The organism is Pseudomonas sp. Ag1, assembly GCF_000278565.1.
Lineage (GTDB): Bacteria > Pseudomonadota > Gammaproteobacteria > Pseudomonadales > Pseudomonadaceae > Aquipseudomonas.
On the sequence record NZ_AKVH01000075.1, the window covers coordinates 27911 to 53192 of the forward strand.

Annotated in this window: 23 protein-coding genes and 1 pseudogene; 7 read left to right on the forward strand and 17 right to left on the reverse strand. The window is 60.1% G+C overall.

All coding sequences use genetic code 11. The features are described from left to right. Window positions 1–15 precede the first annotated feature (15 nt). The 15 genes from rnhB to rpsB form a co-directional block, all read right to left on the reverse strand. Window positions 16–648 carry a ribonuclease HII gene (gene rnhB, locus A462_RS26265; RefSeq protein ID WP_008432222.1) on the reverse strand — a complete coding sequence of 211 codons (633 nt, stop codon included), beginning with the start codon at window positions 646–648 and terminating at the stop codon, window positions 16–18. Continuing rightward, window positions 645–1784 carry a lipid-A-disaccharide synthase gene (gene lpxB / locus A462_RS26260; RefSeq protein ID WP_008432223.1) on the reverse strand — a complete coding sequence of 380 codons (1140 nt, stop codon included), beginning with the start codon at window positions 1782–1784 and terminating at the stop codon, window positions 645–647. The genes rnhB and lpxB overlap by 4 nt, the downstream gene beginning before the upstream one ends. A gap of 2 nt (window positions 1785–1786) precedes the next feature. Then, on the reverse strand, window positions 1787–2563 hold the full coding sequence (gene lpxA, locus A462_RS26255) for an acyl-ACP--UDP-N-acetylglucosamine O-acyltransferase (RefSeq protein WP_003219308.1): 777 nt from the start codon (window positions 2561–2563) through the stop codon (window positions 1787–1789). Beyond that, window positions 2560–3000, reverse strand: a complete 441-nt coding sequence (gene fabZ / locus A462_RS26250) for a 3-hydroxyacyl-ACP dehydratase FabZ (RefSeq protein ID WP_003219309.1) — start codon at window positions 2998–3000, stop codon at window positions 2560–2562. The genes lpxA and fabZ overlap by 4 nt, the downstream gene beginning before the upstream one ends. A 110-nt stretch (window positions 3001–3110) precedes the next feature. Then, complete coding sequence (lpxD, locus tag A462_RS26245; RefSeq protein ID WP_008432224.1) at window positions 3111–4166, reverse strand: UDP-3-O-(3-hydroxymyristoyl)glucosamine N-acyltransferase; 1056 nt, start codon at window positions 4164–4166, stop codon at window positions 3111–3113. A 3-nt stretch (window positions 4167–4169) separates the two neighbouring features. Then, the gene (locus tag A462_RS26240) at window positions 4170–4673 is read right to left on the reverse strand and encodes an OmpH family outer membrane protein (protein WP_003219314.1); all 504 of its coding nucleotides are present in this window, start codon (window positions 4671–4673) and stop codon (window positions 4170–4172) included. 45 nt (window positions 4674–4718) lie between these two features. After that, entirely contained in the window at window positions 4719–7106 is a 2388-nt protein-coding gene (bamA, locus tag A462_RS26235; protein WP_008432225.1) for an outer membrane protein assembly factor BamA, read from the reverse strand. A gap of 74 nt (window positions 7107–7180) precedes the next feature. Next, a complete protein-coding gene (rseP, locus tag A462_RS26230; RefSeq protein ID WP_008432227.1) occupies window positions 7181–8533 on the reverse strand; it encodes a sigma E protease regulator RseP in 1353 nt (450 codons plus the stop codon). 53 nt (window positions 8534–8586) lie between these two features. After that, complete coding sequence (gene ispC, locus A462_RS26225; RefSeq protein ID WP_008432230.1) at window positions 8587–9777, reverse strand: 1-deoxy-D-xylulose-5-phosphate reductoisomerase; 1191 nt, start codon at window positions 9775–9777, stop codon at window positions 8587–8589. Further along, window positions 9774–10580 carry a phosphatidate cytidylyltransferase gene (locus A462_RS26220; protein ID WP_008432232.1) on the reverse strand — a complete coding sequence of 269 codons (807 nt, stop codon included), beginning with the start codon at window positions 10578–10580 and terminating at the stop codon, window positions 9774–9776. The genes ispC and A462_RS26220 overlap by 4 nt, the downstream gene beginning before the upstream one ends. Beyond that, window positions 10580–11335 (reverse strand): polyprenyl diphosphate synthase, encoded by a 756-nt coding sequence (gene uppS / locus A462_RS26215; RefSeq protein ID WP_003219323.1) that lies wholly within the window; start codon window positions 11333–11335, stop codon window positions 10580–10582. The genes A462_RS26220 and uppS overlap by 1 nt, the downstream gene beginning before the upstream one ends. 17 nt (window positions 11336–11352) lie before the next feature. Then, window positions 11353–11910, reverse strand: coding sequence for a ribosome recycling factor (frr, locus tag A462_RS26210; RefSeq protein ID WP_003219325.1), 558 nt, complete (start codon window positions 11908–11910; stop codon window positions 11353–11355). Further along, on the reverse strand, window positions 11907–12650 hold the full coding sequence (gene pyrH, locus A462_RS26205) for a UMP kinase (protein WP_003219327.1): 744 nt from the start codon (window positions 12648–12650) through the stop codon (window positions 11907–11909). Before pyrH ends, frr begins: the two co-directional genes overlap by 4 nt. Window positions 12651–12861: 211 nt before the next feature. Then, on the reverse strand, window positions 12862–13725 hold the full coding sequence (gene tsf, locus A462_RS26200) for a translation elongation factor Ts (RefSeq protein ID WP_008432237.1): 864 nt from the start codon (window positions 13723–13725) through the stop codon (window positions 12862–12864). A gap of 192 nt (window positions 13726–13917) precedes the next feature. Continuing rightward, window positions 13918–14655 carry a 30S ribosomal protein S2 gene (rpsB, locus tag A462_RS26195; RefSeq protein WP_003219330.1) on the reverse strand — a complete coding sequence of 246 codons (738 nt, stop codon included), beginning with the start codon at window positions 14653–14655 and terminating at the stop codon, window positions 13918–13920. 385 nt (window positions 14656–15040) lie between these two features. Between rpsB and map the strand changes: the two genes are divergently transcribed. The 3 genes from map (at window position 15041) to dapC (ending at window position 19833) form a co-directional block, all read left to right on the forward strand. Then, entirely contained in the window at window positions 15041–15823 is a 783-nt protein-coding gene (map, locus tag A462_RS26190; protein ID WP_008432239.1) for a type I methionyl aminopeptidase, read from the forward strand. Window positions 15824–15884: 61 nt separating this feature from the next. Then, complete coding sequence (locus tag A462_RS26185; RefSeq protein WP_008432241.1) at window positions 15885–18587, forward strand: [protein-PII] uridylyltransferase; 2703 nt, start codon at window positions 15885–15887, stop codon at window positions 18585–18587. 46 nt (window positions 18588–18633) lie between these two features. After that, window positions 18634–19833, forward strand: coding sequence for a succinyldiaminopimelate transaminase (dapC, locus tag A462_RS26180; protein WP_008432243.1), 1200 nt, complete (start codon window positions 18634–18636; stop codon window positions 19831–19833). Window positions 19834–19953: 120 nt separating this feature from the next. On the opposite strand, the gene A462_RS26175 is transcribed toward dapC, so the two are convergent. Continuing rightward, window positions 19954–21597 (reverse strand): Na+/H+ antiporter, encoded by a 1644-nt coding sequence (locus A462_RS26175; RefSeq protein ID WP_003219338.1) that lies wholly within the window; start codon window positions 21595–21597, stop codon window positions 19954–19956. A 213-nt stretch (window positions 21598–21810) separates the two neighbouring features. On the opposite strand from A462_RS26175, the gene A462_RS26170 reads away from it, so the two are divergent. The 4 genes from A462_RS26170 (at window position 21811) to A462_RS26155 (ending at window position 24926) form a co-directional block, all read left to right on the forward strand. Further along, on the forward strand, window positions 21811–22173 hold the full coding sequence (locus A462_RS26170) for an ArsC family reductase (RefSeq protein ID WP_003219341.1): 363 nt from the start codon (window positions 21811–21813) through the stop codon (window positions 22171–22173). Window positions 22174–22206: 33 nt separating this feature from the next. Then, a complete protein-coding gene (dapD, locus tag A462_RS26165) occupies window positions 22207–23241 on the forward strand; it encodes a 2,3,4,5-tetrahydropyridine-2,6-dicarboxylate N-succinyltransferase (protein WP_003219342.1) in 1035 nt (344 codons plus the stop codon). Between the two features lie 69 nt (window positions 23242–23310). Beyond that, on the forward strand, window positions 23311–24516 hold the full coding sequence (locus tag A462_RS26160) for an aminotransferase class V-fold PLP-dependent enzyme (protein ID WP_008432246.1): 1206 nt from the start codon (window positions 23311–23313) through the stop codon (window positions 24514–24516). Beyond that, window positions 24513–24926, forward strand: coding sequence for a SufE family protein (locus A462_RS26155; RefSeq protein ID WP_003219344.1), 414 nt, complete (start codon window positions 24513–24515; stop codon window positions 24924–24926). Before A462_RS26160 ends, A462_RS26155 begins: the two co-directional genes overlap by 4 nt. Before the next feature lie 117 nt (window positions 24927–25043). Here the strand turns inward: A462_RS26155 and A462_RS26150 are convergent. Further along, a pseudogene (locus A462_RS26150) lies at window positions 25044–25282 on the reverse strand (tRNA threonylcarbamoyladenosine dehydratase); the annotation flags it as partial.

The window sequence follows — 25282 nt, forward strand, 5'->3', positions numbered from 1 at the left end:
ACATCAGCCTTGCTGCTAAACCTCGATCAGGCTTTCCCGAGCCTCGAAAGCCTGGCGAACCGGGGCAAACGAGCGGCGGTGGATCGGGGTCGGGCCCAGGCGAGCCAAAGCTTCCAGATGAACGGGCGTCGGGTAACCCTTATGGCCACCAATCCCGTAGCCGGGATAGATCAATTCGAAAGCCGCCATTTCACGGTCACGGCTGACCTTGGCCAGGATCGATGCAGCGGCAATCGCCGGCACCTTGCTATCACCCTTGACCACCGCTTCAGCCGGCATCGTCAGCTTCGGGCAGCGGTTGCCGTCGATCATCGCCATTTTGGGCGTGATGTGCAGGCCTTCAATAGCGCGCTGCATGGCCAGCATGGTGGCGTGCAGGATGTTCAGTTCGTCGATTTCTTCGACCTCAGCCCGGGCGATGTGCCAGCTCAGGGCTTTCTCACAGATCTCGTCATAGAGCTTTTCACGACGGGCCTCGGTAAGTTTCTTCGAATCGTTCAGGCCGAGGATCGGGCGGGTCGGGTCGAGAATCACTGCGGCGGTGACGACTGCGCCGCACAGCGGGCCGCGACCGACTTCGTCAACACCGGCAACCAGATCAAGGGCATCGGCGACCAGGCTGAAATCCAGGCCCATTTGCGTCTTCATAGGGTTTCCTGTTTATGGCCGATCAAGGTCAGCACAGCGTCCGCCGCCTGGTTCGACGCATCACGGCGCAAGGTGCGGTGGATTTCGTCGAAACCACGGGTCTGCTCTTCGCCGCCATCGATCAACGGAAGCATGGTTTGCGCCAACGCCTCAGGCGTCGCATCGTCCTGCAACAACTCGGGCACCAACAGACGCTGGGCCAGCAAATTCGGCAGGGAGATGTAGGGGCTTTTGACCATACGCTTGAGAATCCAGTAGGTCAGCGGCGACAAGCGATAGGCCACGACCATCGGCCGTTTGTAGAGCAAGGCTTCCAGGGTCGCAGTGCCGGAGGCGATCAGCACCGCATCGCACGCCGCCAGTGCCAGGTGCGAGCCGCCGTCGAGCAGGGTCAACGGCAAGTTGCGCCCTACCAGCAATTCTTCAATTTGTGCACGGCGCTGAGGACTGGCACATGGCAATACGAAGCGCACACCCGGCTTCAGCGCCTGCAGGCGTTCGGCTGCATCAAAAAACAGTGCGCCGAGACGACCGACTTCGCCGCCACGGCTCCCCGGCATCAAGGCCACCAGCGGACCTTCGGGCAAACCCAGTTCGGCACGCGCCGCAGCACGGTCGGCCTGAAGCGGAATGGTGTCGGCCAGGGTGTGCCCGACAAACCGCACCGGCACGCCCTTCTCTTCGTAGAACCGGGCCTCGAAGGGCAGCAGGGTCAGCATCAGGTCGCAGCCTTCGCGAATCTTCAGCACGCGCTTTTGCCGCCACGCCCACACGGACGGGCTGACGTAATGCACGGTCTTGATCCCGGCCTGACGCAACTTGAGTTCGATATTGAGGGTGAAGTCCGGAGCGTCGATTCCGATAAAGACGTCGGGCTTTTCTTCGATCAGGGTCTGGATCAGCTTTTTGCGGCGAGCCAGCAGCTCACGTAACCGACCCAACACTTCCACCAGCCCCATGACCGACAAGCGCTCCATGGGAAAGTAGGACGTGAGGCCTTCAGCCTGCATCAGCGGACCGCCGACACCGATGAATTCAACCGCCGGATGCTGGAGCTTGAGGGCCCGCATCAAGCCTGCACCGAGAATATCGCCGGAAGCTTCTCCGGCCACCAACGCTATACGCAGCCTGGCCATGATCAGCGGGTGATGCCGCGAGTCGACGACTGGATAGAGTCACGGAATATCGCGACTTCCGGAAACAATGCGGCTGGCTCCGTCAGTTCGATCAAGGCCTGGTCGACCGTCAGCCCCTGGCGGTAAACCACCTTGTAGGCGCGGCGCAGGGCGTGGATCGCGTCTTCGCTGAAGCCCCGACGGCGCATGCCTTCGAAGTTCATGCTGCGGGCCTCGGCCGGGTTGCCGAACACGGTGACGAACGCCGGAACGTCCTTGCCGATGGCGGTACCCATGCCGGAAAAGCTGTGGGCGCCGATATGGCAGTACTGATGCACCAGGGTAAAGCCGGACAGGATCGCCCAATCGTCAACGTGCACATGGCCGGCCAACGCAGTGTTGTTGACCAGGATGCAATGGTTGCCGATTACGCTGTCATGACCGATATGCGCATAAGCCATCACCAGGTTGTGGTCACCCAGGGTAGTCTCGGCACGGTCCTGGACGGTACCGCGGTGAATGGTCACGCCTTCACGGATGATGTTGTGATCACCGATTACCAGACGTGTTTCTTCACCCTTGTACTTCATGTCCGGGGTGTCTTCGCCTATCGATGAGAACTGATAGATACGATTGTGTTTGCCAATCCTCGTCGGGCCTTTGAGGATCACATGCGGCCCGATGACTGTCCCCTCGCCGATTTCCACACCTGCGCCGACGATCGACCAAGGGCCGACCTCAACGTCGGCGGCCAGTACGGCCGTCGGATCGATGATTGCGCGAGGGTCAATCAAACTCATAGTTTGCGTTCCGCACAGATGATTTCAGCCGAGCACACCGGCTTGCCGTCGACCGAGGCCTGGCATTCGAACTTCCAGATCTGGCGCTTGCAGCTGATGAACTTGGCTTCAAGGATCAACTGGTCACCCGGAGTTACCGGGTTGCGGAAGCGCAGTTTGTCAGAGCCCACGAAATAGTAGAGCGTGCCATCGGCAGGCTTCAGGTCGAGCATTTTGAAACCAAGGATACCGGCAGCCTGGGCCATCGCTTCGATGATCAATACGCCTGGCATGATGGGATGCGCAGGGAAGTGACCGTTGAAGAACGGTTCGTTGATGCTGACATTCTTGTAGGCACGAATGCGCTTTTCCTCAACATTGAGGTCCGTGACCCGGTCCACCAGCAGGAACGGGTAACGGTGAGGCAGGTATTCGCGAATCTCGTTGATGTCCATCATTTCGGGGGGAAGCCTGTAATAAAGATTGGGAGCGTGCGGACTAAGGCACGCCCCTCTAGCAAATCAAGGAGGCAGTCTAGCGGCTGTGCACACTTGATATGGAAATGGTATCAGCCATCTGATGAAGCATTACCGTCAGGGGTCACGTCCCCAACACGCTTTTCCAGATGTTTCAGGCGCCGAGCGATATCGTCGAGCTGCCTCAGACGCGCCGCGCTCTTGCGCCATTCGGCCGCAGGCTGCATGGCCGTACCGGATGAATAGGACCCAGGCTCGGTAATCGAATGGGTCACCATGGTCATGCCGGTGATGAATACGTTGTCGCACACTTCGATATGGCCCACCAGGCCAACACCCCCGGCGAGCATGCAATGCTTGCCGATCCTGGTGCTGCCGGAGATCCCCACGCAGGCGGCCATGGCGGTGTGATCGCCAATCTGCACGTTGTGGGCGATCTGAATCTGGTTATCCAGTTTCACGCCGTTACCAATGACGGTATCGGCCAGGGCCCCGCGGTCAACGGCAGTGTTGACGCCAATTTCAACGTCATCGCCAATCAACACGCCGCCCACTTGGGCAATCTTGTGCCAGACACCCTTCGAGTTGGCGAAGCCGAAGCCCTCGCCGCCAATCACGGCACCGGACTGAATCACCACACGCTCACCGATACGCACATCGTGGTACAGGGTCACACGCGGAGCCAGCCAGCCACCGGCACCAATCTCGCTGCGCGCGCCGATAAAACACTGGGCACCCAGCGTTACACCCGCCCCGATGCGTGCACCGCTTTCAATCACCACAAAAGCACCGATGCTCGCGGCAGGGTCAACCTGAGCGTCATCGGCGATCACCGCCGTCGGATGGATACCGGCGGGGGCCTTGGGTTTCGGATCGAACAGGTGCGACACCCGGGCATACGCCAGGTACGGATCGGCAACAACCAGCGCGTCCCCGGCAAAACCTTCGGCGTCAGCGGCCTTCAGCAGCACGGCTGCGGCGCGGCTTTCGCCCAGGTATTTACGGTATTGGGGGTTTGCCAGGAAGCTCAACTGAGCTGGGCCAGCCTCCTGCAAGGTGGCTAGCCCAGTGATTTCCTTCTCCGCGGAGCCACGCAAGGTGGCCCCCAGGAACTCGGCCAATTGGCCGAGCTTGATAGTCGCAGTCATGGCTTACTTCAGCTGATTCATGCGCTCGATCACCTGACGGGTGATGTCGTACTGAGGTTTAACGTCGATGACCGCACCGCGTTCGAATACCAGGTCAAAGGCACCTTTCTTGATGACTTCTTCCACAGCGCTGTCGAGTTTCGGCTTCAGCTGCTTGAGCATTTCGCGGTCGGCAACAGCCTTGGCTTCGTTCAGCTCCTTGGACTGGAACTGGTAGTCACGGGCCTTTTGCTTGAATTCAAGCTCCAGACGCTCGCGCTCGCCTTGCTGCATCTTGTCGCCACCGGCTACCAGACGATCCTGGATGCCCTTGGCGCTGCTTTCCAGCGTCTTGAGCTTGGTCAGTTGAGGACCGAATTTCTTCTCGGCATCTACGGCATATTTCTTGGCCGCATCGGATTCCAGCAGCGCCATCTGATAGTTCAGAACGGCAATTTTCATTTCGGCAAAGGCCGGGGTCGCTACCAGGACAGTCGCCAGGAGAACCAATTGAGTCAACTTACGCACGATGCACTCCTACAGAATCCGTTGTCGTTATCTTGGGTCAGACGCTTAGAACGTCTGGCCGAGGGAGAATTGGAAAATCTGGGTTTCAGCGTTATCCGGTTTCTTGACCGGCATGGCCAGAGCAAAGCTCAATGGGCCAAGCGCGGTAACCCAGGTCACACCGACACCGACAGAGCTTGCCAGGTTGCTGAAGCTCACGTCGTTGCACTGCGTGTTGGACTTCGAGCCATTCGGGTTGGTGACCTGTTCGCACTTGGAGTCGAACACGTTACCCACATCCCAGAAGACCGAAGTACGCAGGGAACGTTGATCTTTAACGAATGGCAGCGGGAACAGAATCTCAGCACCACCCTGGATCAGCACGTTACCACCGAATGGCAGCGGGTCGTTGTCCGAGTCAGCCACAGTCCCCTGGTTACCGGTCACACCCACGCCACGGCTTGGGGTACCACGAGGACCCAAGGTGCTGTCCTTGAAACCACGTACCGAGTTGAAACCACCCGCATAGTAGTTCTCATAGAACGGCAAGCCGCTGGTCGAACCATAACCATCGCCATAACCCAATTCGGTGTGCAGGCGCATGGTGTAGTTTTCGCTCAATGGCTGGAACAACTGGCCACGGTAGTCGAGTTTGAAGAACGACAGGTCGCTGCCCGGCGTGGTGGCTTCCAGAGTCAGGCTCTGGGAATGGCCACGGGTCGCCAGTACACCTTTGTTCAGGGTCGATTCCGACCAACCGGCCGAAGCCTTGAAGTTCAGGAACTGGTCGCCTTCTTTACGCACGAAGTTGAAGATCTCATCCACGGTGTACACACCGGTCTTGATCTTGTCCTGCTGCGCGGTCAGGCCGAAGGTCAGACGCGAGGTCTCACTGATCGGGTAACCAATGTTGGCACCAACACCGAAGCTGTCGATTGCATAGCTTGCAACGTCAACGTCGAGGTCTTTGTAGTCGGTTGTGCGATAGAAGGCGTTGTAGCCCAGGCTCACGCCGTCAGCAGTCCAGTAGGGGTCGACATAACCGAAGTTATAGCGGCTCTGGTATTCGCTTCGGGTCAGGCCGATGGAAACCTTGTTACCGGTACCGAGGAAGTTGTTCTGGGTGATCGAACCACCGAGGATCAGGCCGGCACTCTGGGCGAAACCGACACTGGCGGTAATCGAACCGGAGGCTTGCTCTTCTACGGCGTAGTTCACGTCAACCTGGTCATCCACACCCGGTACAGCCGGGGTTTCAACGTTGACTTCCTTAAAGAAGCCCAGGCGCTCGAGGCGAACCTTGGACTGGTCGATCAGGTAAGTCGACGCCCAGCCACCTTCCATCTGACGCATTTCGCGGCGCAGCACTTCGTCGGCAGACTTGGTGTTGCCACGGAAGTTGATGCGGTTCACGTAGGCACGCTTGCCCGGGTCTACAACGAAGGTGATGTCCACGGTGTGGTCTTCGTCGTGCGGGGTCGGTACGCCGTTGACGTTGGCGAAGGTATAGCCTTCGTTACCCAGGCGACGGGTGATCAGCTCGGAGGTGGTGGTCATCAGCTTGCGCGAGAACACCTGGTCCTTCTGCACCAGCAACAGGGACTTGACCTGGTCTTCAGGCACTTTCAAGTCGCCGCTGAGCTTGACGTCACGAACCTTGTACTTCTCGCCTTCGTTGACGTTGACAGTGATATAGACGTGCTTCTTGTCCGGGGTGATGGACACCTGGGTCGAAGCGATATCCATGTTGATATAGCCGCGGTCCAGGTAGTAGGAACGCAGGCGCTCCAGGTCACCGGAGAGTTTTTCACGGGCATACTTGTCATCGTTCTTGAAGAACGACAGCCAGTTGGTGGTCTTGAGTTCGAACAGGTCGATCAGGTCGTCATCAGCAAACTTGGTGTTACCCACCACGTTGATGTGCTGGATGGCCGCCACGGTGCCTTCGTTGATGTTGACCTTCAGGCCGACGCGGTTACGCGGTTGCGGCACCACTTCGGTCTCGACGGTAGCCGAGTAACGACCCTGGGCAACGTACTGGCGTTGCAGTTCGTTACGCACGCCTTCGAGGGTGGCACGCTGGAAGATCTCGCCTTCGGCAAGGCCGGATTGCTTGAGGCCTTTCATCAAGTCCTCAGTGGAGATCGCCTTGTTGCCTTCGATCTCGATACTGGCGACAGAAGGTCGCTCGACGACAGTGATGACGAGGACGTTACCTTCGCGACCCAGTTGGATATCTTGAAAGAACCCGGTTTTGAACAGCGCACGAGTGGATTCCACCAGGCGACGGTCATCAGCCTGTTCCCCGACGTTCAACGGCAAGGCACCAAAGACGCTACCCGCGGAAACCCGCTGGAGGCCGTTGACGCGAATATCGGAGATGGTGAAGGACTCGGCGTGAACTTCGGCGATCATCAATACGGTGAGAACCGCAGTTAGCAGCAGACGTTTCATGAAGTCCTTTCTTATTCCAACTGGCAATAAACAAACTGCCGCAAAATGCGGCAGATTCGCAATTCAGCGAAGCGTTACAGTCGTCCCAGATCGTTGACCAGGGCTAATAACATCACCCCGACCACCAAACTGATACCGATCTGTATCCCCCAACCCTGCACCCGATCCGACAAGGGGCGACCACGCGCCCACTCGACCAGATAAAACAACAGATGCCCCCCATCCAATACTGGAATGGGCAACAAATTCAGAACCCCAAGGCTAATACTCAGATAAGCCAGGAAATTCAGGAAATCTACAACGCCCGACTGGGCAGAAGCGCCCGCCACTTTAGCAATGGTTATCGGTCCACTCAAGTTTTTTACCGAGAGCTCGCCGAACAACATTTTCTTGAGGGAATCGAGGGTCAGCACACTCATGGTCCAGGTGCGTCTCGCACCCTCGCCAATCGCCGCCAACGGCCCGAAGCTGACCTCTCGAACCATCGAAGGTGGCCAATCGACACCTTTGACGCCGGCCCCCAGGTAACCCCCGGCCGCCTTGGCTTCCCCACGAACCGCCAGGGTCACAGGGACGTCGATTTGAGCACCATCGCGCTCAACTTTCAGCACAATTTTGGTATCAGGGCGTACACGCACCAGGTCGACCACCTGCTGCCAGTCACTCAGCGCCTGGCCATCGAGGGCCAGCAGGCGATCACCGGTTTTCAGACCCGCGGCCTGGGCCGGCCCCTTCGGATCCAGCTCCGCCAGCACCGGCGGTAAGGCCGGACGCCATGGGCGAATGCCCAGGGATTTGATCGGGTCAGGCTCATCGGAGCCTTTCAGCCAGTGATCCAGGGCCAGCTCGCGCGAGGTTTCGGTGGTGGAATCCTGATCGCGCACCACCAGTTTCACGATGCCGCTTTCACCCAGGCGACGCACCAACTGCAAATTGACGGCACCCCAGCCGGTGGTTGGCTCGCCATCAACTGCAACAATTTCTTGCCCGGCAGTCAGGCCGGCCTTCGCCGCCATGCTGTCGGCCTCGACGGCACCGATCACCGGACGCACCTGCTGGCTGCCCAACATGGCCAGGACCCAGAAGAACACCATCGCCAACAGGAAATTCGCGATCGGGCCTGCCGCGACGATGGCGATGCGCTGACGAACGGTCTTGCGGTTGAAGGATTGATCCAACTGATCAGCCGGCACTTCGCCTTCGCGCTCGTCGAGCATCTTGACGTAGCCGCCCAATGGAATGGCCGCAATTACGAACTCGGTGCCACGACGGTCGTGCCAGCGCAGCAACGGCATGCCGAAGCCTACGGAAAAGCGCAGTACCTTGACGCCGCAACGACGCGCGACCCAGAAATGGCCGAACTCGTGGAAGGTAACCAGCACACCCAGAGCAACCAGGGTGCCGACAATCATGTAGAGCGCACTCATCTAATTTCTCCGCATTTCAATCCAGTGCCTGAAGGCTTGAACACACCCAGAGGCTAACGCGTATTGCGGCTCAACCACTGCTCGGTCAAGGCCCGGGCCTTTGCATCCGCTTCGAACACCGCGCCCAGATCATTCACCGGGACGACGGGCTCAAGGCTCAAAACGTCCTCGATGATACCCGCGATCTGCGGAAAGCGGATGCGCCGGTCCAGAAACGCCGCCACAGCCACTTCATTGGCCGCATTCAGCATCGCCGGGGCACTGTTACCCGCCTCCGCAGCTTGCCGCGCAAGACGCAGGCAAGGGAAGCGTTGCTCGTCGGGCGCTTCGAAGTCCAGACGGGCAATGGCAAACAGATCCAACGGCGCAACACCCGAGTCAATCCGCTCAGGCCATGCCAGGGCATTGGCGATCGGCGTACGCATGTCCGGATTGCCCAGTTGGGCCAATACCGAGCCATCCACATAGTCCACCAGGGAATGAATCACACTTTGCGGGTGGATCACCACCTCGACCTGGTCCGGCCGGGCATCGAACAACCAGCAGGCCTCAATCAGCTCCAGGCCCTTGTTCATCATGCTCGCTGAATCCACCGAGATCTTGCGCCCCATGGACCAGTTCGGGTGAGCGCACGCCTGATCGGGAGAAACATGCTCCAGATCGGCCAGCGGCGCCTGCCGGAACGGACCACCGGAGGCTGTCAGCAGAATCCGGCGCACGCCGACCTGGCTCAACCCGCGGGCGAAATCACCAGGCATGCATTGGAAAATCGCGTTGTGCTCGCTGTCGAGCGGCAACAGCACGGCGCCGCTCTTGCGCACCGCCTGCATGAAGAGTGCCCCGGACATCACCAGGGCTTCTTTGTTGGCCAGCAGAATCTTCTTGCCCGCATCAACGGCCGCCAGGGTCGGGCGCAAGCCGGCAGCGCCGACAATCGCCGCAACCACGGTGTCGACCTCAGGGTCTGCCGAAACCTGGCACAACCCCTCCTCCCCCACCAATACCTGAGTCGCCAGGCCCGCAGCGCGCAAGTCATCCTGCAAACCACGTGCAACTGCCGCTTCGGGCACTACTGCGTATTGCGGCGCGTGCCGCACACACAGTGCCAGCAGTTCACTCAGGCGACTGAAACCGGTCAAGGCGAATACTTGATAACGCTCGGGATGACGGGCAATCACATCCAGGGTGCTTAGCCCCACCGAGCCGGTAGCGCCCAGCACGGTTACCTGTTGCAGGCGGCTCACGAGGCAGCCATCCACAGCAGTACGGCAAAGATCGGGATCGCGGCCGTCAGGCTGTCGATACGGTCCAGCACGCCACCGTGACCCGGCAGCAGGTTACTGCTGTCCTTGATCCCGGCCTGGCGCTTGAACATGCTTTCGGTCAGGTCACCGACCACCGAGATGAACACCACCACGGCTGCGCCCACCAGGCCCAGGAGCATTTCCTTGACGGTCCAGCCACGCACCACACCGACCACCACGGTAATCACCAGGGTCAACGCCAGGCCGCCATATACGCCTTCCCAGCTTTTGCCCGGACTGACCGCCGGCGCCAGCTTGCGCTTGCCGAAGGCACGCCCGGAGAAATAGGCGCCGATATCGGCACCCCACACCAGAACCATCACCGCCATGATCAGCCAGTTACCCAGTTGCATGTGCTTGATGTAGACCAGGCCCTGCCAGGCAGGCAACAGAATCAAAAGGCCAATCACCAGCTTGCAGGCGACACTGGACCAATGACTGCTGGTGCCCGGATAGGTCAGCACCAGATAGGTCGCCAACGCCCACCACAACACCGCCGCACCCAGCACCCAGGGCGCCACGTCCGGCAGGATGTACATCAGGAACATCAACAACGCCACGACAGCGGCATACACCACACGAGGCAACTGCGCGGCGAAACCCGCCAGGCGCGCCCATTCCCAGGCACCCAGGGTCACAACCAGGCCGATGAACAGCGCGAAGTTCGCACCTTCAAGCAGGAAAAACCCGCACAGGGCAATAGGCAGCAGGATCAGCGCCGTGATGATTCGTTGTTTAAGCATTAAACCCGGGCTCCAGCTTCGATCTGCTCGCTCGTTTTACCGAAGCGACGCTGACGGGAAGCGAAATCGGCCAGCGCATTGCGCATGGCATCGTGTTTGAAGTCCGGCCAGAACAGGTCGGAGAAGTACAGTTCGGTATAGGCCAACTGCCACAACAGGAAGTTGCTGATGCGATGGTCGCCACCGGTACGAATGCACAGGTCCGGCAACGGCAGGTCGCCGGTCACCAGGCAGGTTTGCAAGAGTTCGGGGGTGATGTCTTCCGGGCGCAGATGGCCGGCCTGCACTTCCCGCGCCAGACGCTGCGCGGCCTGGGCAATATCCCACTGGCCGCCGTAGTTGGCTGCGATCTGCAGCACAAAACGGTTGCTGCCGGCAGTGATCGCCTCGGCTTCGCGCATGGCCGCCTGCAGCTCCGGATGAAACCGCGAACGGTCACCGATGATACGCAGGCTGATGTTGTTCTCGTTCAGGCGCTTGGCCTCGCGGCGCAGGGCCTTGAAGAACAGGTCCATCAAGGCACTGACCTCCTCGGCCGGGCGCTGCCAGTTTTCACTGGAGAACGCGAACAGGGTCAATACTTCGACCTTGGCCTCGGCGCACACCTCGATCACGGCTCGTACAGCGTCGACACCCGCCTTATGCCCGGCAACGCCCGGCATAAAGCGCTTCTTCGCCCAGCGATTATTCCCGTCCATGATGATCGCGACATGGCGCGGCACCACGGAGGGCACAGTCTGCTTGGTCTTTTCCATGAAGGCGTCCTGACCCCTTATACGGCCATCAGGTCCTTTTCTTTATCTTCCGTGGCCTTGGTGATCTGGGCCTCGGCATCTTTAGTCAGCTTGTCGATATCAGCAACGGCACGGCGCTCTTCGTCTTCGCTGATTTCCTTGTCCTTGACCAGCTTCTTCAGGTCACCCAAGGCATCACGACGGATGTTGCGCACGGCAACACGTGCGTCTTCTGCTGCACTGCGCGCCTGCTTGGTGAAGCCCTTGCGGGTTTCTTCGGTCAGGGCAGGCATGGAGATCAGCAGCAATTCGCCCAGGTTGGTCGGATTGAGGTTCAAACCGGCGCTCTGGATGGCCTTGTCGACGGCGCCGAGCATGTTGCGCTCGAAAGCAACGACTTGCAGGGTGCGCGAATCTTTTACAGTGATGTTGGCCACTTGGGTGATCGAGGTATCAGCGCCGTAGTAAGGCACCATCACGCTGCCCAGGATGCTTGGGTGGGCCTTGCCGGTACGAATCTGGCCAAACGCATGGTTCAGGGATTCCAGGGATTTTTGCATGCGCTCTTGAGCGTCTTTTTTGATTTCGTTGATCATTGTTCGATTTCCTCGATCAGAGTCCCTTCCGCGCCGCCGTGTACGATGTTCAGCAGGGCGCCGGGCTTGTTCATGTTAAATACGCGCAGCGGCATCTTGTGGTCGCGGCACAAGCAAATTGCCGTCAGGTCCATCACGCCCAGCTTGCGATCCAGTACTTCATCATAAGTCAGATGATCGAACTTCTCGGCATGCGGGTCTTTGAATGGGTCTGCGGTGTAGACACCGTCAACCTTGGTGGCCTTGAGTACCACGTCCGCGTTGATCTCGATACCACGCAGGCAAGCTGCCGAATCGGTGGTAAAGAATGGGTTGCCGGTACCGGCCGCAAAAATCACGACTTCCTTGGCATCCAGGTGACGCATGGCCTTGCGACGATCATAGTGATCCGTTACGCCAACCATGGAAATAGCCGACATCACGATCGCGGTGATATTGGCGCGCTCCAGCGCATCACGCATGGCCAGGGCGTTCATCACAGTGGCCAGCATGCCCATGTGGTCGCCTGTCACCCGATCCATGCCGGCAGCGCTGAGTGCCGCGCCACGGAACAGGTTGCCGCCGCCGATCACCAGGCCGACCTGGACACCGATACCGACCAGTTGGCCGACTTCCAGCGCCATGCGATCGAGTACTTTGGGATCGATCCCAAACTCTTCCGAGCCCATCAGGGCCTCGCCGCTAAGCTTGAGTAGAATGCGTTTATAGCGAGCCTGATGACCACTGCCCTGCTGAGCCATTGCGAATCTCTCCTGCGGCGTATTTTTTGAAAATTCTTGGCAAGCCGTTTACGGCCTGCGTTCACTCTAGCTTGACGCTGTCACAGCGCCATCGGAACACGGCTTTGTAAGCCAGTTCCAAAGGGAAACCAATAAAAATCGATCACCCCATTTGAAAAGAGGCTGCGCGCGTAAGCGGGCAGCCTCTTTTGGGCGACAGTTAAAAACTGTCTTACTTCTTGGTGGCAGCCAGCTGGGCAGCAACTTCTTCAGCGAAGTTGTCGACCGGCTTCTCGATGCCGTCGCCTACTTTGTAGTAGGTGAAGGAAACGATTTCAGCACCGGCTTTCTTGGCCAGTTCGCCAACCTTGATTTCAGGGTTCTTGACGAACGCCTGCTCAACCAGGGAAGCCTCAGCCAGGAACTTGCTGATACGGCCCTTGACCATGTTTTCAACGATGTTTTCAGGCTTGCCTTTGATTTTCTCTTCGTTCAGCTGCAGGAACACGGCTTTCTCGCGTTCGATGGCTTCAGCAGAAACTTCCGATGGCAGCAGGAATTCAGGGTTGCTGGCCGCTACGTGCATAGCGATGTCTTTGGCCAGTTCAACGTTGCCGCCTTTCAGGGCAACCACAACACCGATCTTGTTGCCGTGCAGGTAAGCACCCACAACGTCACCTTCAACGCGGGTCAGGCGACGAATGTTAACGTTCTCGCCTACTTTACCCACCAGAACCAGACGATCAGCTTCTTGAGCTTCGATCAGCGGAGCGGCGTCGGTCAGCTTGTCAGCGAATGCTTTTTCAACGCTGGCAGCGACGAAGTTCTTGAAGTCGTCTTGCAGGGCCAGGAAGTCGGTCTGCGAGTTAACTTCCAGGATAACGGCCGATTTGCCGTCTTCCTTGATTGCGATGGCGCCTTCAGCAGCGACGTTGCCTGCTTTCTTGGCAGCCTTGATGGCGCCCGAAGCACGCATGTCATCAATGGCTTTTTCGATGTCGCCGCCGGCCTTGGTCAAGGCCTTTTTGCAATCCATCATGCCTTCGCCGGTACGCTCACGCAGTTCTTTAACCAACGCTGCAGTAATCTCTGCCATTTTCAAAATCCTCTTGGATAGGTTTTCAACCATTCCACCCGATTGAACGGGCGATCAATTCTTCCCGAACCACCCTTGTAGGCCGCTGCACGTTACAAATGTTGTAGCTGCGCTGCCGACAAATGGTTTTCGAGGTGGCAAAAAGGGGGCCAAGCCCCCTTTTTGCTTACTGAGTCAACGCCAAGGCGTCAGTTACTCAGCTGCAGCTACCGGAGCTTCTTCAACGAACTGCTCGGTACCGCCAGCAACGTGGTTGCGACCACGGATTACAGCGTCAGCCATCGAACCCATGTACAGCTGGATAGCGCGGATTGCGTCATCGTTGCCTGGGATGATGTAGTCAACGCCTTCCGGGCTGCTGTTGGTATCGACTACGCCGATAACCGGGATGCCCAGCTTGTTGGCTTCGGTGATCGCGATGCGCTCGTGATCAACGTCGATAACGAACAGTGCGTCAGGCAGACCGCCCATGTCCTTGATACCACCCAGGGAACGATCGAGCTTTTCCAGGTCGCGAGTGCGCATCAGCGCCTCTTTCTTGGTCAGCTTGGCGAAAGTACCGTCTTCGGCTTGCACTTCAAGGTCACGCAGACGCTTGATGGAAGCACGGATGGTTTTGAAGTTGGTCAGCATGCCGCCCAACCAGCGGTGATCGACGTACGGCGAACCGCAACGTGCTGCTTCTTCAGCAACGATCTTGCCAGCGGAACGCTTGGTGCCGACGAACAGAATCTTGTTTTTGCCCTGGGCCAGGCGCTCTACGAAAGTCAGAGCTTCGTTGAACATTGGCAGGGTTTTTTCAAGGTTGATGATGTGGATCTTGTTACGCGCGCCGAAAATGTACTTACCCATTTTCGGGTTCCAGTAACGGGTCTGGTGACCGAAGTGCACACCGGCCTTCAGCATATCGCGCATGTTGACTTGGGACATGATAGTTCCTTAATAAGTCGGGTTTGGCCTCCACGTATCCCAATGACCAACCAGCGGCATTCGCCTCCGGCACCCAGGTCATCGTGTCGACACGTGTGTGGATTTAAGCTTTGCGGGGTATCCCCGGAAAGCGGCGCATTTTATACCACAGAGCTTGCAAAAACGAAACCCGCAATCACATTTGCCGTCAGTCGCTTTTGCCTAAGCCTTTGAATAGAGCCAGAATGCCCCCATCCTTATAGACAGAAGCGATCGCCAGACGCTCATGGTTTCACCCTTGCGTCTGCTAGAATCGCGTTTTTTGGGCTTGTGCGAATTCTGCAACCTTTTGTCGCACACCCGTAAACCGTATTGATTTCAGCGCGTCGCGCTAGAGAGAGCCTGTATGACCGTAACCCTCAAAACCGCCGAAGATATCGCTGGCATGCGTGTTGCCGGCAAACTGGCTGCCGACGTCCTGGAAATGATTGCCGAACACGTCAAGCCCGGCGTCACCACCGAAGCGCTGGACCGCATTTGCCACGACTATATCGTCGACGTGCAAAAGGCCATCCCTGCGCCGCTGAACTACAAGGGTTTCCCCAAGTCGATCTGCACCTCGATCAACCACGTGGTGTGCCACGGGATTCCCGGCGACAAGCCGCTGAAGGACGGCGACACCCTGAACATCGACGTCACCGTCATCAAGGACGGCTACCACGGCGACACCAGCCGCATGTTCCACGTCGGCACCGTGCCGGTCTGGGCCGAGCGCCTGTCGCAAGTCACCCAGGAATGCATGTACAAGGCCATCGAGATCGTCAAGCCTGGCTGCCGCCTGGGCGACATCGGTGAAATCATCCAGAAGCACGCTGAAAAGAACGGCTTCTCGGTGGTGCGCGAGTTCTGCGGCCACGGCATCGGCAAGGTGTTCCACGAAGAGCCACAGATCCTGCACTACGGCCGCGCCGGCACCGGCATGGAGCTCAAGGCAGGCATGACCTTCACCATCGAGCCGATGATCAACCAGGGCAAGGCCGACACCAAGGTGCTGGGCGACGGCTGGACCGCCATCACCAAGGACCGCAAGCTCTCGGCGCAGTGGGAACACACCCTGCTGGTGACCGAGACCGGCTACGAGATCTTCACCCTGCGTGCCGACGACACGATTCCCCGCGTTTCGGCGTAATGTTTGCACCGGTTTTCTAATAGCGACGCTGTGACCCATAGATAGAAAGGAAAACCGATCGATGCCCCAGGTGGATCCAGAACTCTTCGACCGTGGCCAGTTCCAGGCGGAACTGGCACTGAAGGCCAGCCCCATCGCCGCCTTCAAGAAGGCCATTCGTCAGGCCCGCGAGGTGCTCGACGGGCGCTTTCGTAGCGGCCGCGATATCCGCCGGCTGATCGAGGACCGCGCCTGGTTCGTCGACAACATCCTGCAAAAGGCCTGGGAACAGTTCAGCTGGAGTGAAGACGCCGATATCGCCCTGGTGGCGGTCGGCGGCTACGGCCGTGGCGAACTGCACCCCTACTCCGACATCGACCTGCTGATCTTGCTGGACAGCGCCGATCACGAGATCTTTCGCGACTCCATCGAGCGTTTTCTGACGCTGTTGTGGGACATCGGCCTGGAAGTCGGCCAAAGCGTACGCTCGGTGGACGAGTGTGCCCAGGAAGCCCGCGCCGACCTGACGGTGATCACCAACCTGATGGAAAGCCGCACCATCGCCGGCCCCGAGCGCCTGCGCCAGCGCATGCTGGAAGTCACCAGCACCGCGCACATGTGGCCAAGCAAGGACTTCTTCCTGGCCAAGCGTGCCGAGCAGAAAGCCCGGCACCACAAGTACAACGACACCGAATACAACCTGGAACCCAACGTCAAAGGCTCCCCGGGCGGGCTGCGGGACATCCAGACGATTTTGTGGGTCGCCCGTCGCCAGTACGGCACCCTGAACCTGCGCGCCCTGGCCGGGGAAGGCTTCCTGGTGGAGAGCGAAAACGCCCTGCTGGCCTCCTCCCAGGAATTCCTCTGGAAAGTGCGCTACGCGCTGCACATGCTGGCCGGGCGCTCCGAAGACCGCCTGCTGTTCGACCACCAGCGCTCCATCGCCACCCTGCTGGGGTTTGAAGGCGAAGACGCGAAGACCAGCATCGAAAGTTTCATGCAGCAGTACTACCGCGTGGTGATGAGCATTGCCCAGCTCAGCGACCTGATCATCCAGCACTTCGAAGAAGTGATCCTGGCCCCGGAAGACGAAGCACCGCCGCAGCCGATCAACGCGCGCTTCCAGCTCCACGATGGCTACATCGAGGCTCGCAACGACAACGTGTTCAAACGCACGCCGTTCGCCATGCTGGAAATCTTTGTGCTGATGGCCCAACAGCCGGAAATCAAAGGCGTACGCGCCGACACCATTCGCCTGCTGCGGGAAAACCGTCACCTGATCGACGACGATTTCCGCCACGACATCCGCAATACCAGCCTGTTTATCGAGCTGTTCAAGTGCAAGATCGGCATCCACCGCAACCTGCGTCGCATGAACCGCTACGGGATCCTGGGGCGCTACCTGCCGGAGTTCGGTTTTATCGTCGGGCAGATGCAGCACGACCTGTTCCACATCTACACGGTGGACGCCCACACCCTGAACCTGATCAAGCACCTGCGTAAGTTGCAGTACACCCAGGTGTCAGAGAAATTCCCGCTGGCCAGCAAGCTCATGGCGCGTCTGCCCAAGCCGGAATTGATCTACCTCGCCGGCCTGTACCACGACATCGGCAAGGGCCGGCATGGCGATCACTCGGAAATTGGCGCAGTGGACGCCGAAGCGTTCTGCCAGCGTCACCAGTTGCCGCTGTGGGACAGCCGCCTGATTGTGTGGCTGGTGCAGAACCACCTGGTGATGTCCACCACCGCCCAGCGCAAGGACTTGTCCGACCCGCAGGTGATCCACGATTTTGCCCAGGCCGTCGGCGATGAAACCCGCCTCGACTACCTGTACGTGCTCACCGTGTCCGACATCAACGCCACCAACCCGACGCTGTGGAACTCCTGGCGCGCCAGCCTGTTGCGCCAGCTCTACACCGAGACCAAGCGCGCGCTGCGTCGCGGCCTGGAGAACCCGGTGGACCGCGAAGAACAGATCCGCCGCACCCAAAGCGCGGCCCTGGATATTCTGGTGCGTGGCGGCAATGACCCGGACGACGTCGAGCAACTCTGGTCGCAACTGGGAGACGACTACTTCCTGCGCCACACCGCCGGCGACGTGGCCTGGCACAGCGACGCGATCCTGCAGCAGCCGGCCGATGGCGGCCCGCTGGTGCTGATCAAGGAAACCACCCAGCGCGAGTTCGAGGGTGGCACCCAGATCTTCATCTACGCGCCCGACCAGCACGACTTCTTCGCCGTGACCGTGGCGGCGATGGACCAGCTCAACCTGAACATTCACGACGCCCGGGTCATCACCTCCAGCAGCCAGTTCACCCTCGACACCTACATCGTGCTCGACACGGAAGGCGAGTCCATCGGCGACAACCCGGAGCGGGTGAAAAAGATCCGCAAAGGCCTGACCGACGCGCTGCGCAATCCTGACGACTACCCGACCATCATCCAGCGTCGGGTGCCGCGCCAGCTCAAGCACTTTGCTTTTGCCCCCGAGGTGACCATCCACAACGACGCCCAGCGCCCGGTGACGGTGCTGGAACTCAGCGCGCCGGACCGCCCGGGCCTGCTGGCACGGATCGGCACGATATTCCTGGAGTTCGACCTGTCGTTGCAGAACGCCAAGATTGCGACCCTGGGCGAGCGGGTGGAAGACGTGTTCTTCATTACCGATGCCGACAACCAGCCGCTTTCCGACCCTGAACTGTGCCGACGCTTGCAGGAAGCCATCGTCCAGCAGTTGAGCGTCAATCAGGAGACCGGCGTCGAGATGTCACGCTTGAGCATCTGACCGACCGCCCATTTTCAGCTTCCAATGAATTGAACGAGATTTATCGATGAACAACGCCCTGAACCAGCTGCAGCCCTACCCGTTCGAGAAATTGCGCGTCCTGCTGGGCAGCGTCACGCCGAACCCGGACAAACGCCCCATCGCCCTGTCCATCGGTGAGCCGAAGCACAAATCCCCGCAGTTTGTTGCCGAGGCGCTGGCCAACAACCTGGACCAGATGGCGGTGTACCCCACCACCCTGGGCATTCCCGCCCTGCGCGAAGCCATTGGCGCCTGGTGTGAACGCCGTTTCAGCGTGCCCAAGGGCTGGCTTGACCCGGCGCGCAACATCCTGCCGGTGAACGGCACCCGTGAAGCGCTGTTCGCCTTCACCCAGACCGTGGTCAACCGCGGCGACGACGCGCTGGTGGTCAGCCCGAACCCGTTCTACCAGATCTACGAAGGGGCTGCGTTCCTCGCCGGGGCCAAGCCGCATTACCTGCCGTGCCTGGATGAAAACGGCTTCAACCCGGATTTCGACGCGGTATCGCCGGACATCTGGAAACGCTGCCAGATCCTGTTCCTGTGCTCGCCAGGCAACCCCACCGGTGCACTGATTCCCGTCGCCACCCTGAAAAAGCTGATCGCCCTGGCTGACGAATACGACTTCGTGATCGCCGCCGACGAGTGCTACAGCGAGCTGTACTTCGACGAACAAACCCCGCCGCCAGGCCTGCTCAGCGCCTGCGTGGAACTGGGCCGCCAGGACTTCAAGCGTTGCGTGGTGTTCCACAGCCTGTCCAAACGCTCCAACCTGCCGGGCCTGCGTTCGGGCTTTGTGGCCGGCGACGCCGATATCCTCAAGGGCTTCCTGCTGTACCGCACCTACCACGGTTGCGCGATGCCGGTGCAAACCCAACTGGCGAGCATTGCTGCCTGGCAGGACGAAGCCCACGTGCAGGCCAACCGTGACCTGTACCGGGAGAAGTTCGATGCGGTGCTGGCGATCCTGAAGCCGGTGCTGGACGTGCAAAACCCGGACGGCGGCTTCTACCTGTGGCCGAATGTGAAGGGCGACGATGCGGCGTTCTGCCGGGACTTGTTCGTGGAAGAACACGTGACCGTGGTACCGGGCTCGTACCTGTCGCGGGAAGTGGACGGGGTCAACCCGGGCGCCGGGCGTGTACGCCTGGCGCTGGTCGCGCCGCTGGCGGAGTGCGTGGAAGCGGCGACGCGGATTCGCGACTTTATTACCCGCAATAAATAACTGCGCTGAATGTGGCGAGGGAGCTTGCTCCCGCTGGAGTGCGCAGCGCTCCCGCTTTTTTGGGGCCGCTACGCAGCCCAGCGGGAGCAAGCTCCCTCGCCACAAGTAAGCACCGCAGTGTTATTTGATATGACCCAGATTCGCCTCGCTCATATCCAGATCCGCCAACACCTCCCGTAGCACATCATCACCAATCTGATGGTGACGGCTCAGGCTATACAGTTCCAGACGCTGCGCCCGCAGGGCCTTGAGCCGCAACTTGCGCTCCAGTTGATCCATCTGCAACGCCAGCGCCTGGGCTTCGGCCGAATCGTTGAACACTTCCAGTTGATGACGATACTCCGACATCAACCGCGCCTTGAGCTCGGTGGCCAAGGCTGCCTGGGCGGCATCCTGGGGTGCAGCTTCAGCGGGTTCTTCGGCTTCCAGGGCATGGATAGCAGCCACGGCGGTCTTCTTCCAGGCCTCGCGCACTTCATTGTGGCGTTTCTCATCCGGGCTCTTCTCGATGCCGCGCAACAGCAGCGGCAAAGCGATGCAGGCCGCGACGAGCGAAAGCAGGATCACACCGGCGGCGATGAAGATCAGCAGGTCGCGCTCGGGAAAATCCTGCCCCGGCGCAAGCAGTAACGGTACCGACATCACACCCGCCAGGGTCACGGCACCGCGTACGCCACCGACGGTCAGCAACCAGCAGGACCGCGCGGTGGGCACCAGCGTCAGCTCACTTTTCCCACGAATCCGGCGCAATAAACCCGACAGTCGCCAGATGCTTTGCACCCAGATAAACCGCAACACCACCAGCACCAGAAAAATCGCGATCACGTCCAGGCAGCGATACAACAAGGTCGGCCACAGCGTCGGCTCATGGCTGACCACCGCCTTGATGATGTCAGGCAGTTGCAGGCCCAGCAGCAGGAAGATCAAGCCGTTGAACGCAAACTCCAGCAGCGACCAGACGCTGCGATTGAGCAACCGGGTGCTGGTCTGGCGCGGCAGCAGGTCCAGCCAGCTTTGCATCATGCCCGCAGCCACCGCCGACAGGATGCCCGATGCGCCAAGGCGTTCCGCCAGCACGTAGGCGGCGAATGGCAGCAACAACATGAACACCACGTGCGTCGCCGGGTCGTCCCAGCCCCGGGCGATCATCCAGGCACGCAGGCGGCCGACCAGCCAGCTCAACGCCACACCGACCGCCAGGCCACCCACGGCCACCAGCACAAAGGTGAGGCTCGCATCCGCCAGCGAGAACACGCCGGTCAGCGCCGCCGCCAGGGCGAACTTGAAGGTCACCAGGCCCGAGGCATCATTCATCAACGCCTCGCCCTGGAGCATGTGCATCAGTGGCGTCGGCAAGCGGTTCTGGGAAATGGCTGACACCGCCACGGCATCCGTCGGCGACAACACGGCCGCAAGGGCGAAGGCCACCGGCAGGGGAATACTCGGCAACAACCAGTGAATGAAGTAACCGGCCCCCACCACCGTAAACAGCACCAACCCCACCGCCAGCGTCAGGATCGGCCCGCGCAGGCGCCACAATTCACGCTTGGGCATGCGCCAGCCATCAGAGAACAGCAGCGGCGGCAGAAACAGGAAAAGAAACAACTCAGGGTCCAGGGCGACATGCAGCCCCAGGGTCGGCCAGGCCAGCAACGCACCGGCGGCGATCTGCACGAGTGGTAACGGCAGTGGGATCACACGCCCGACAAGGCGCGAAACGCTGACCAGCATCAGCAGGATAAGTACGGTGTAGGCGGTTTGCATAACGCGGGATTCCCAGACAATCAACTTGCAGCAACACACATCAGGCAACAACTCGCCGTTGAAGTGCCATATTAGCCGCCTATGCTGCGCGATGGCCTTTGCACAAAAGTCGCACACGAGCAAAACGTAAGTGTGACGAGCGGCGCCGAAAGCCGCTGGCCATGGCATAATCCGTGACCTTTAATCTGCGTGAGCCCAAAGGGGGGCAATTCCTTGACCGCTTCAAGCAAAACGTTGCACCTTTTCGGCATCAAAGCCTGCGACACCATGAAAAAGGCGCGCACCTGGCTCGATGAGCACGCTATCCAGTATGAGTTTCATGACTACAAGACGGCCGGTATCGACCGCGAACACTTGACCCAATGGTGCAATGAGCACGGTTGGCAGGTGGTTTTGAACCGTGCGGGCACCACCTTTCGCAAACTCGAAGACGAACGCAAAGCCGATCTCGACCAAGCGAAAGCCATTGAATTGATGCTCGCGCAACCCTCGATGATCAAGCGCCCGGTGCTTGATCTCGGTGACAAAACCCTGATTGGCTTCAAGCCAGATAGCTATTCGGCGGCCCTCAAGTAGGCCAGCCCACTCCATTTTTGTAGAGGTAACAGCATGTCCAATTCCCTGTTCAGCCTGGGCTTCGGCGTCGGCACTCAGAACCGCCAAGGTGCTTGGCTGGAAGTGTTTTACGCACAACCGCTGCTCAATCCATCGGCTGAAATCATCGCGGCCATCGCGCCGATCCTCGGTTACACCGAAGGCAATCAGGCGATCACTTTCACCGTCACCCAGGCCCTGCAACTGGCTGACGCGCTCAAGGGCGTCGACGCTGCCCAAGCCGCCCTGTTGAGCCGCCTGGCTGAAAGCCACACGCCGCTGGTCGCCACCCTGCTGGCCGAAGACGCCGCACTGACCTCCACGCCTGAGGCCTACCTCAAGCTGCACCTGCTGTCCCATCGCCTGGTCAAGCCTCACGGCCTGAGCCTGGCCGGTGTGTTCCCGCAGTTGCCGAACGTGGCCTGGACCAGCCAGGGCGCAATCGACATCAATGAGCTGGCCGAGCGTCAACTGGAAGCGCGCCTGCGTGGCGACCTGCTGGAAGTGTTCTCGGTGGACAAGTTCCCGAAGATGACCGACTACGTGGTGCCGAGCGGCGTGCGTATCGCTGATGCCGCGCGCATCCGCCTGGGCGCCTACGTAGGCGAAGGCACCACCGTGATGCACGAAGGTTTCGTCAACTTCAACGCCGGTACCGAAGGCCCGGGCATGATCGAAGGCCGCGTGTCGGCTGGCGTGTTCGTCGGCAAGGGTTCGGACCTGGGCGGCGGTTGCTCCACCATGGGCACCCTGTCGGGTGGCGGCAACATCGTGATCAAGGTCGGCGAAGGCTGCCTGATCGGCGCCAACGCCGGTATCGGTATCCCGTTGGGCGACCGCAACACCGTGGAGTCGGGCCTGTACGTGACCGCCGGCACCAAGGTTGCGCTGCTGGACGAGCAGAACCAGCTGGTCAAGGTGGTCAAGGCCCGCGAGCTGGCCGGCCAACCGGACCTGCTGTTCCGCCGCAACTCCGAGACCGGTGCCGTGGAGTGCAAAACCCACAAATCGGCCATCGAACTGAACGCAGCGCTGCACGCTCACAACTAAGCAGCGACTCGATGCCACTAACGGCCCGCGCCTGACCGGTGCGGGCCGTTTATACGAGTCTTGATCACCATGCTTGTGCCCTCTCCCTGGCGCGCCGATTTTCCGGCCATCGCCACCCTGCAACGGCAAGACCAGACCTATCTGGACAACGCCGCCACCACGCAAAAACCTCAAGCCCTGCTGGACGCCATCAGCCATTACTACGCCAATGGCGCAGCCAATGTGCACCGTGCCCAGCATTTGCCGGGCGCCCACGCGACCCAGGCTTTCGAGGACAGTCGCAGCAAGGTGGCACAGTGGCTGAACGTCGGTGACGAGGGGCAAATCATCTTCACCCACGGCGCGACATCGGCGCTGAACCTCCTGGCTTATGGCCTTGAGCACCTATTCAACCCGGGCGACGAGATTGTCATCAGCGCCCTGGAGCACCACGCCAACCTGCTGCCGTGGCAGCAACTGGCCAAGCGTCGCGAGCTGGCGCTGGTGGTACTGCCGCTTGACGCTGGCGGCTTGATCGACCTGCAAGCCGCCGCCCAACTGATCGGCCCGCGCACCCGCCTGCTGGCGGTGAGCCAACTGTCCAACGTACTTGGCGCCTGGCAGCCGTTGCCGCAACTGCTGGCGCTGGCCAAGGCCCACGATGCACTGACGGTGGTCGATGGCGCCCAGGGCATCGTGCATGGTCGCCATGATATGCAGGCCCTGGGCTGCGACTTCTACGTGTTTTCCAGCCATAAACTCTATGGGCCGGACGGCGTCGGCGTGCTGTATGGCCGCACCGAAGCCCTGCATCACCTGCGCCACTGGCAGTTTGGGGGCGAGATGGTGCAGCAGGCTGATTATCAAAGCGCCAGTTTCCGCCCGGCGCCCCTCGGTTTCGAAGCCGGGACTCCGCCGATCGCCAGCGTGATCGGCCTGGGGGCAACCCTGGATTACCTGAGTTCCCTGGACCAGCAGGCGGTGACGGCTCACGAAGCCGCCCTGCACGACTACCTGTTGCGTGGCTTGCAAGCGCGCAATGGCGTGCGCTTGCTGGGGTCGCCGCACGTCGCCCTGGCCAGCTTCGTGGTGGAAGGCGTGCACAACGCCGACCTCGCCCACTTGCTGACCGAACAAGGGATTGCGGTGCGCGCCGGCCATCATTGTGCGATGCCGCTGCTCAAGCAGATGGGATTGTCGGGGGCGATTCGGGTGTCATTGGCGCTGTACAACGACTCCGATGACCTGGAGCGCTTTTTTGAAGCGCTGGATCAAGCCCTGGATATGTTGCGATGAGCTTGCCGACTGAGGCCGTTGTCGCGCTGGAAGCGTTCCAGGCAGTCGGCAGTTGGGAGCAACGAGCCCGCCTGCTGATGCAATGGGGCGAGCGGCTGCCCGCCTTGCCGGACGAAGACAAGGTAGACGTCAACCTGGTGCAGGGCTGTGAAAGCCTGGTGTGGCTGGTGGGGCGCTTGCAGGATGGGCATTGGCAGTTTGCCGCCAGCAGCGATGCACGGCTGATACGCGGGCTGGTGGCGTTGTTGCTGGCGCGGGTCAACGGTGTGTCTGCCGCCGAACTGCAAGCCGTCGACTTGCCCGGCTGGTTTGAGCAACTGGGCCTGTCGCGGCAGTTATCGCCGTCGCGCAGCAATGGGTTGAATGCTGTGTTGCAGCGCATGCGGGAGTTGAGCCTTATACAAAACTAAATGTGGGAGCGGGCTTGCTCGCGAAGGCGGCGTGTCAGTCACCGGAGATGTCGACTGATACACCGCTTTCGCGAGCAAGCCCGCTCCCACATTTTGATCTTCATTCCAGACTGAGATCTAAGGGGCCTTGACTCGATCCGAAGGCCGGCGCACCCCGGCCACTATCTTGTCCACCGCCTTGGTCGCCGCCACCATTCCGAAGGTCGCAGTCACCATCATCACCGCGCCAAACCCGCCGGCACAGTCCAGCTTCACGCCATCCCCGACAAAACTCTTCTGCAAACAGATGCTGCCGTCCGGCTTCGGGTAACGCAGCTGTTCGGTGGAGAACACGCAGGGCACGCTGTAGTGGCGGG

Excerpts from the sequence above, each read along its gene's own strand:
- A462_RS26220 (WP_008432232.1), bottom strand. The coding sequence starts at position 10,580 with ATGCTTAAACAACGAATCATCACGGCGCTGATCCTGCTGCCTATTGCC.
- lpxD (WP_008432224.1), bottom strand. The coding sequence starts at position 4,166 with ATGACTGCGACTATCAAGCTCGGCCAATTGGCCGAGTTCCTGGGGGCC.
- fabZ (WP_003219309.1), bottom strand. The coding sequence starts at position 3,000 with ATGATGGACATCAACGAGATTCGCGAATACCTGCCTCACCGTTACCCG.
- A462_RS26175 (WP_003219338.1), bottom strand. The coding sequence starts at position 21,597 with ATGCAAACCGCCTACACCGTACTTATCCTGCTGATGCTGGTCAGCGTT.
- map (WP_008432239.1), top strand. The coding sequence starts at position 15,041 with ATGACCGTAACCCTCAAAACCGCCGAAGATATCGCTGGCATGCGTGTT.
- dapD (WP_003219342.1), top strand. The coding sequence starts at position 22,207 with ATGTCCAATTCCCTGTTCAGCCTGGGCTTCGGCGTCGGCACTCAGAAC.
- tsf (WP_008432237.1), bottom strand. The coding sequence starts at position 13,725 with ATGGCAGAGATTACTGCAGCGTTGGTTAAAGAACTGCGTGAGCGTACC.
- A462_RS26160 (WP_008432246.1), top strand. The coding sequence starts at position 23,311 with ATGCTTGTGCCCTCTCCCTGGCGCGCCGATTTTCCGGCCATCGCCACC.
- pyrH (WP_003219327.1), bottom strand. The coding sequence starts at position 12,650 with ATGGCTCAGCAGGGCAGTGGTCATCAGGCTCGCTATAAACGCATTCTA.
- rseP (WP_008432227.1), bottom strand. The coding sequence starts at position 8,533 with ATGAGTGCGCTCTACATGATTGTCGGCACCCTGGTTGCTCTGGGTGTG.
- rpsB (WP_003219330.1), bottom strand. The coding sequence starts at position 14,655 with ATGTCCCAAGTCAACATGCGCGATATGCTGAAGGCCGGTGTGCACTTC.
- uppS (WP_003219323.1), bottom strand. The coding sequence starts at position 11,335 with ATGGAAAAGACCAAGCAGACTGTGCCCTCCGTGGTGCCGCGCCATGTC.
- A462_RS26185 (WP_008432241.1), top strand. The coding sequence starts at position 15,885 with ATGCCCCAGGTGGATCCAGAACTCTTCGACCGTGGCCAGTTCCAGGCG.
- rnhB (WP_008432222.1), bottom strand. The coding sequence starts at position 648 with ATGAAGACGCAAATGGGCCTGGATTTCAGCCTGGTCGCCGATGCCCTT.
- A462_RS26155 (WP_003219344.1), top strand. The coding sequence starts at position 24,513 with ATGAGCTTGCCGACTGAGGCCGTTGTCGCGCTGGAAGCGTTCCAGGCA.
- lpxB (WP_008432223.1), bottom strand. The coding sequence starts at position 1,784 with ATGGCCAGGCTGCGTATAGCGTTGGTGGCCGGAGAAGCTTCCGGCGAT.
- dapC (WP_008432243.1), top strand. The coding sequence starts at position 18,634 with ATGAACAACGCCCTGAACCAGCTGCAGCCCTACCCGTTCGAGAAATTG.
- frr (WP_003219325.1), bottom strand. The coding sequence starts at position 11,910 with ATGATCAACGAAATCAAAAAAGACGCTCAAGAGCGCATGCAAAAATCC.
- lpxA (WP_003219308.1), bottom strand. The coding sequence starts at position 2,563 with ATGAGTTTGATTGACCCTCGCGCAATCATCGATCCGACGGCCGTACTG.
- bamA (WP_008432225.1), bottom strand. The coding sequence starts at position 7,106 with ATGAAACGTCTGCTGCTAACTGCGGTTCTCACCGTATTGATGATCGCC.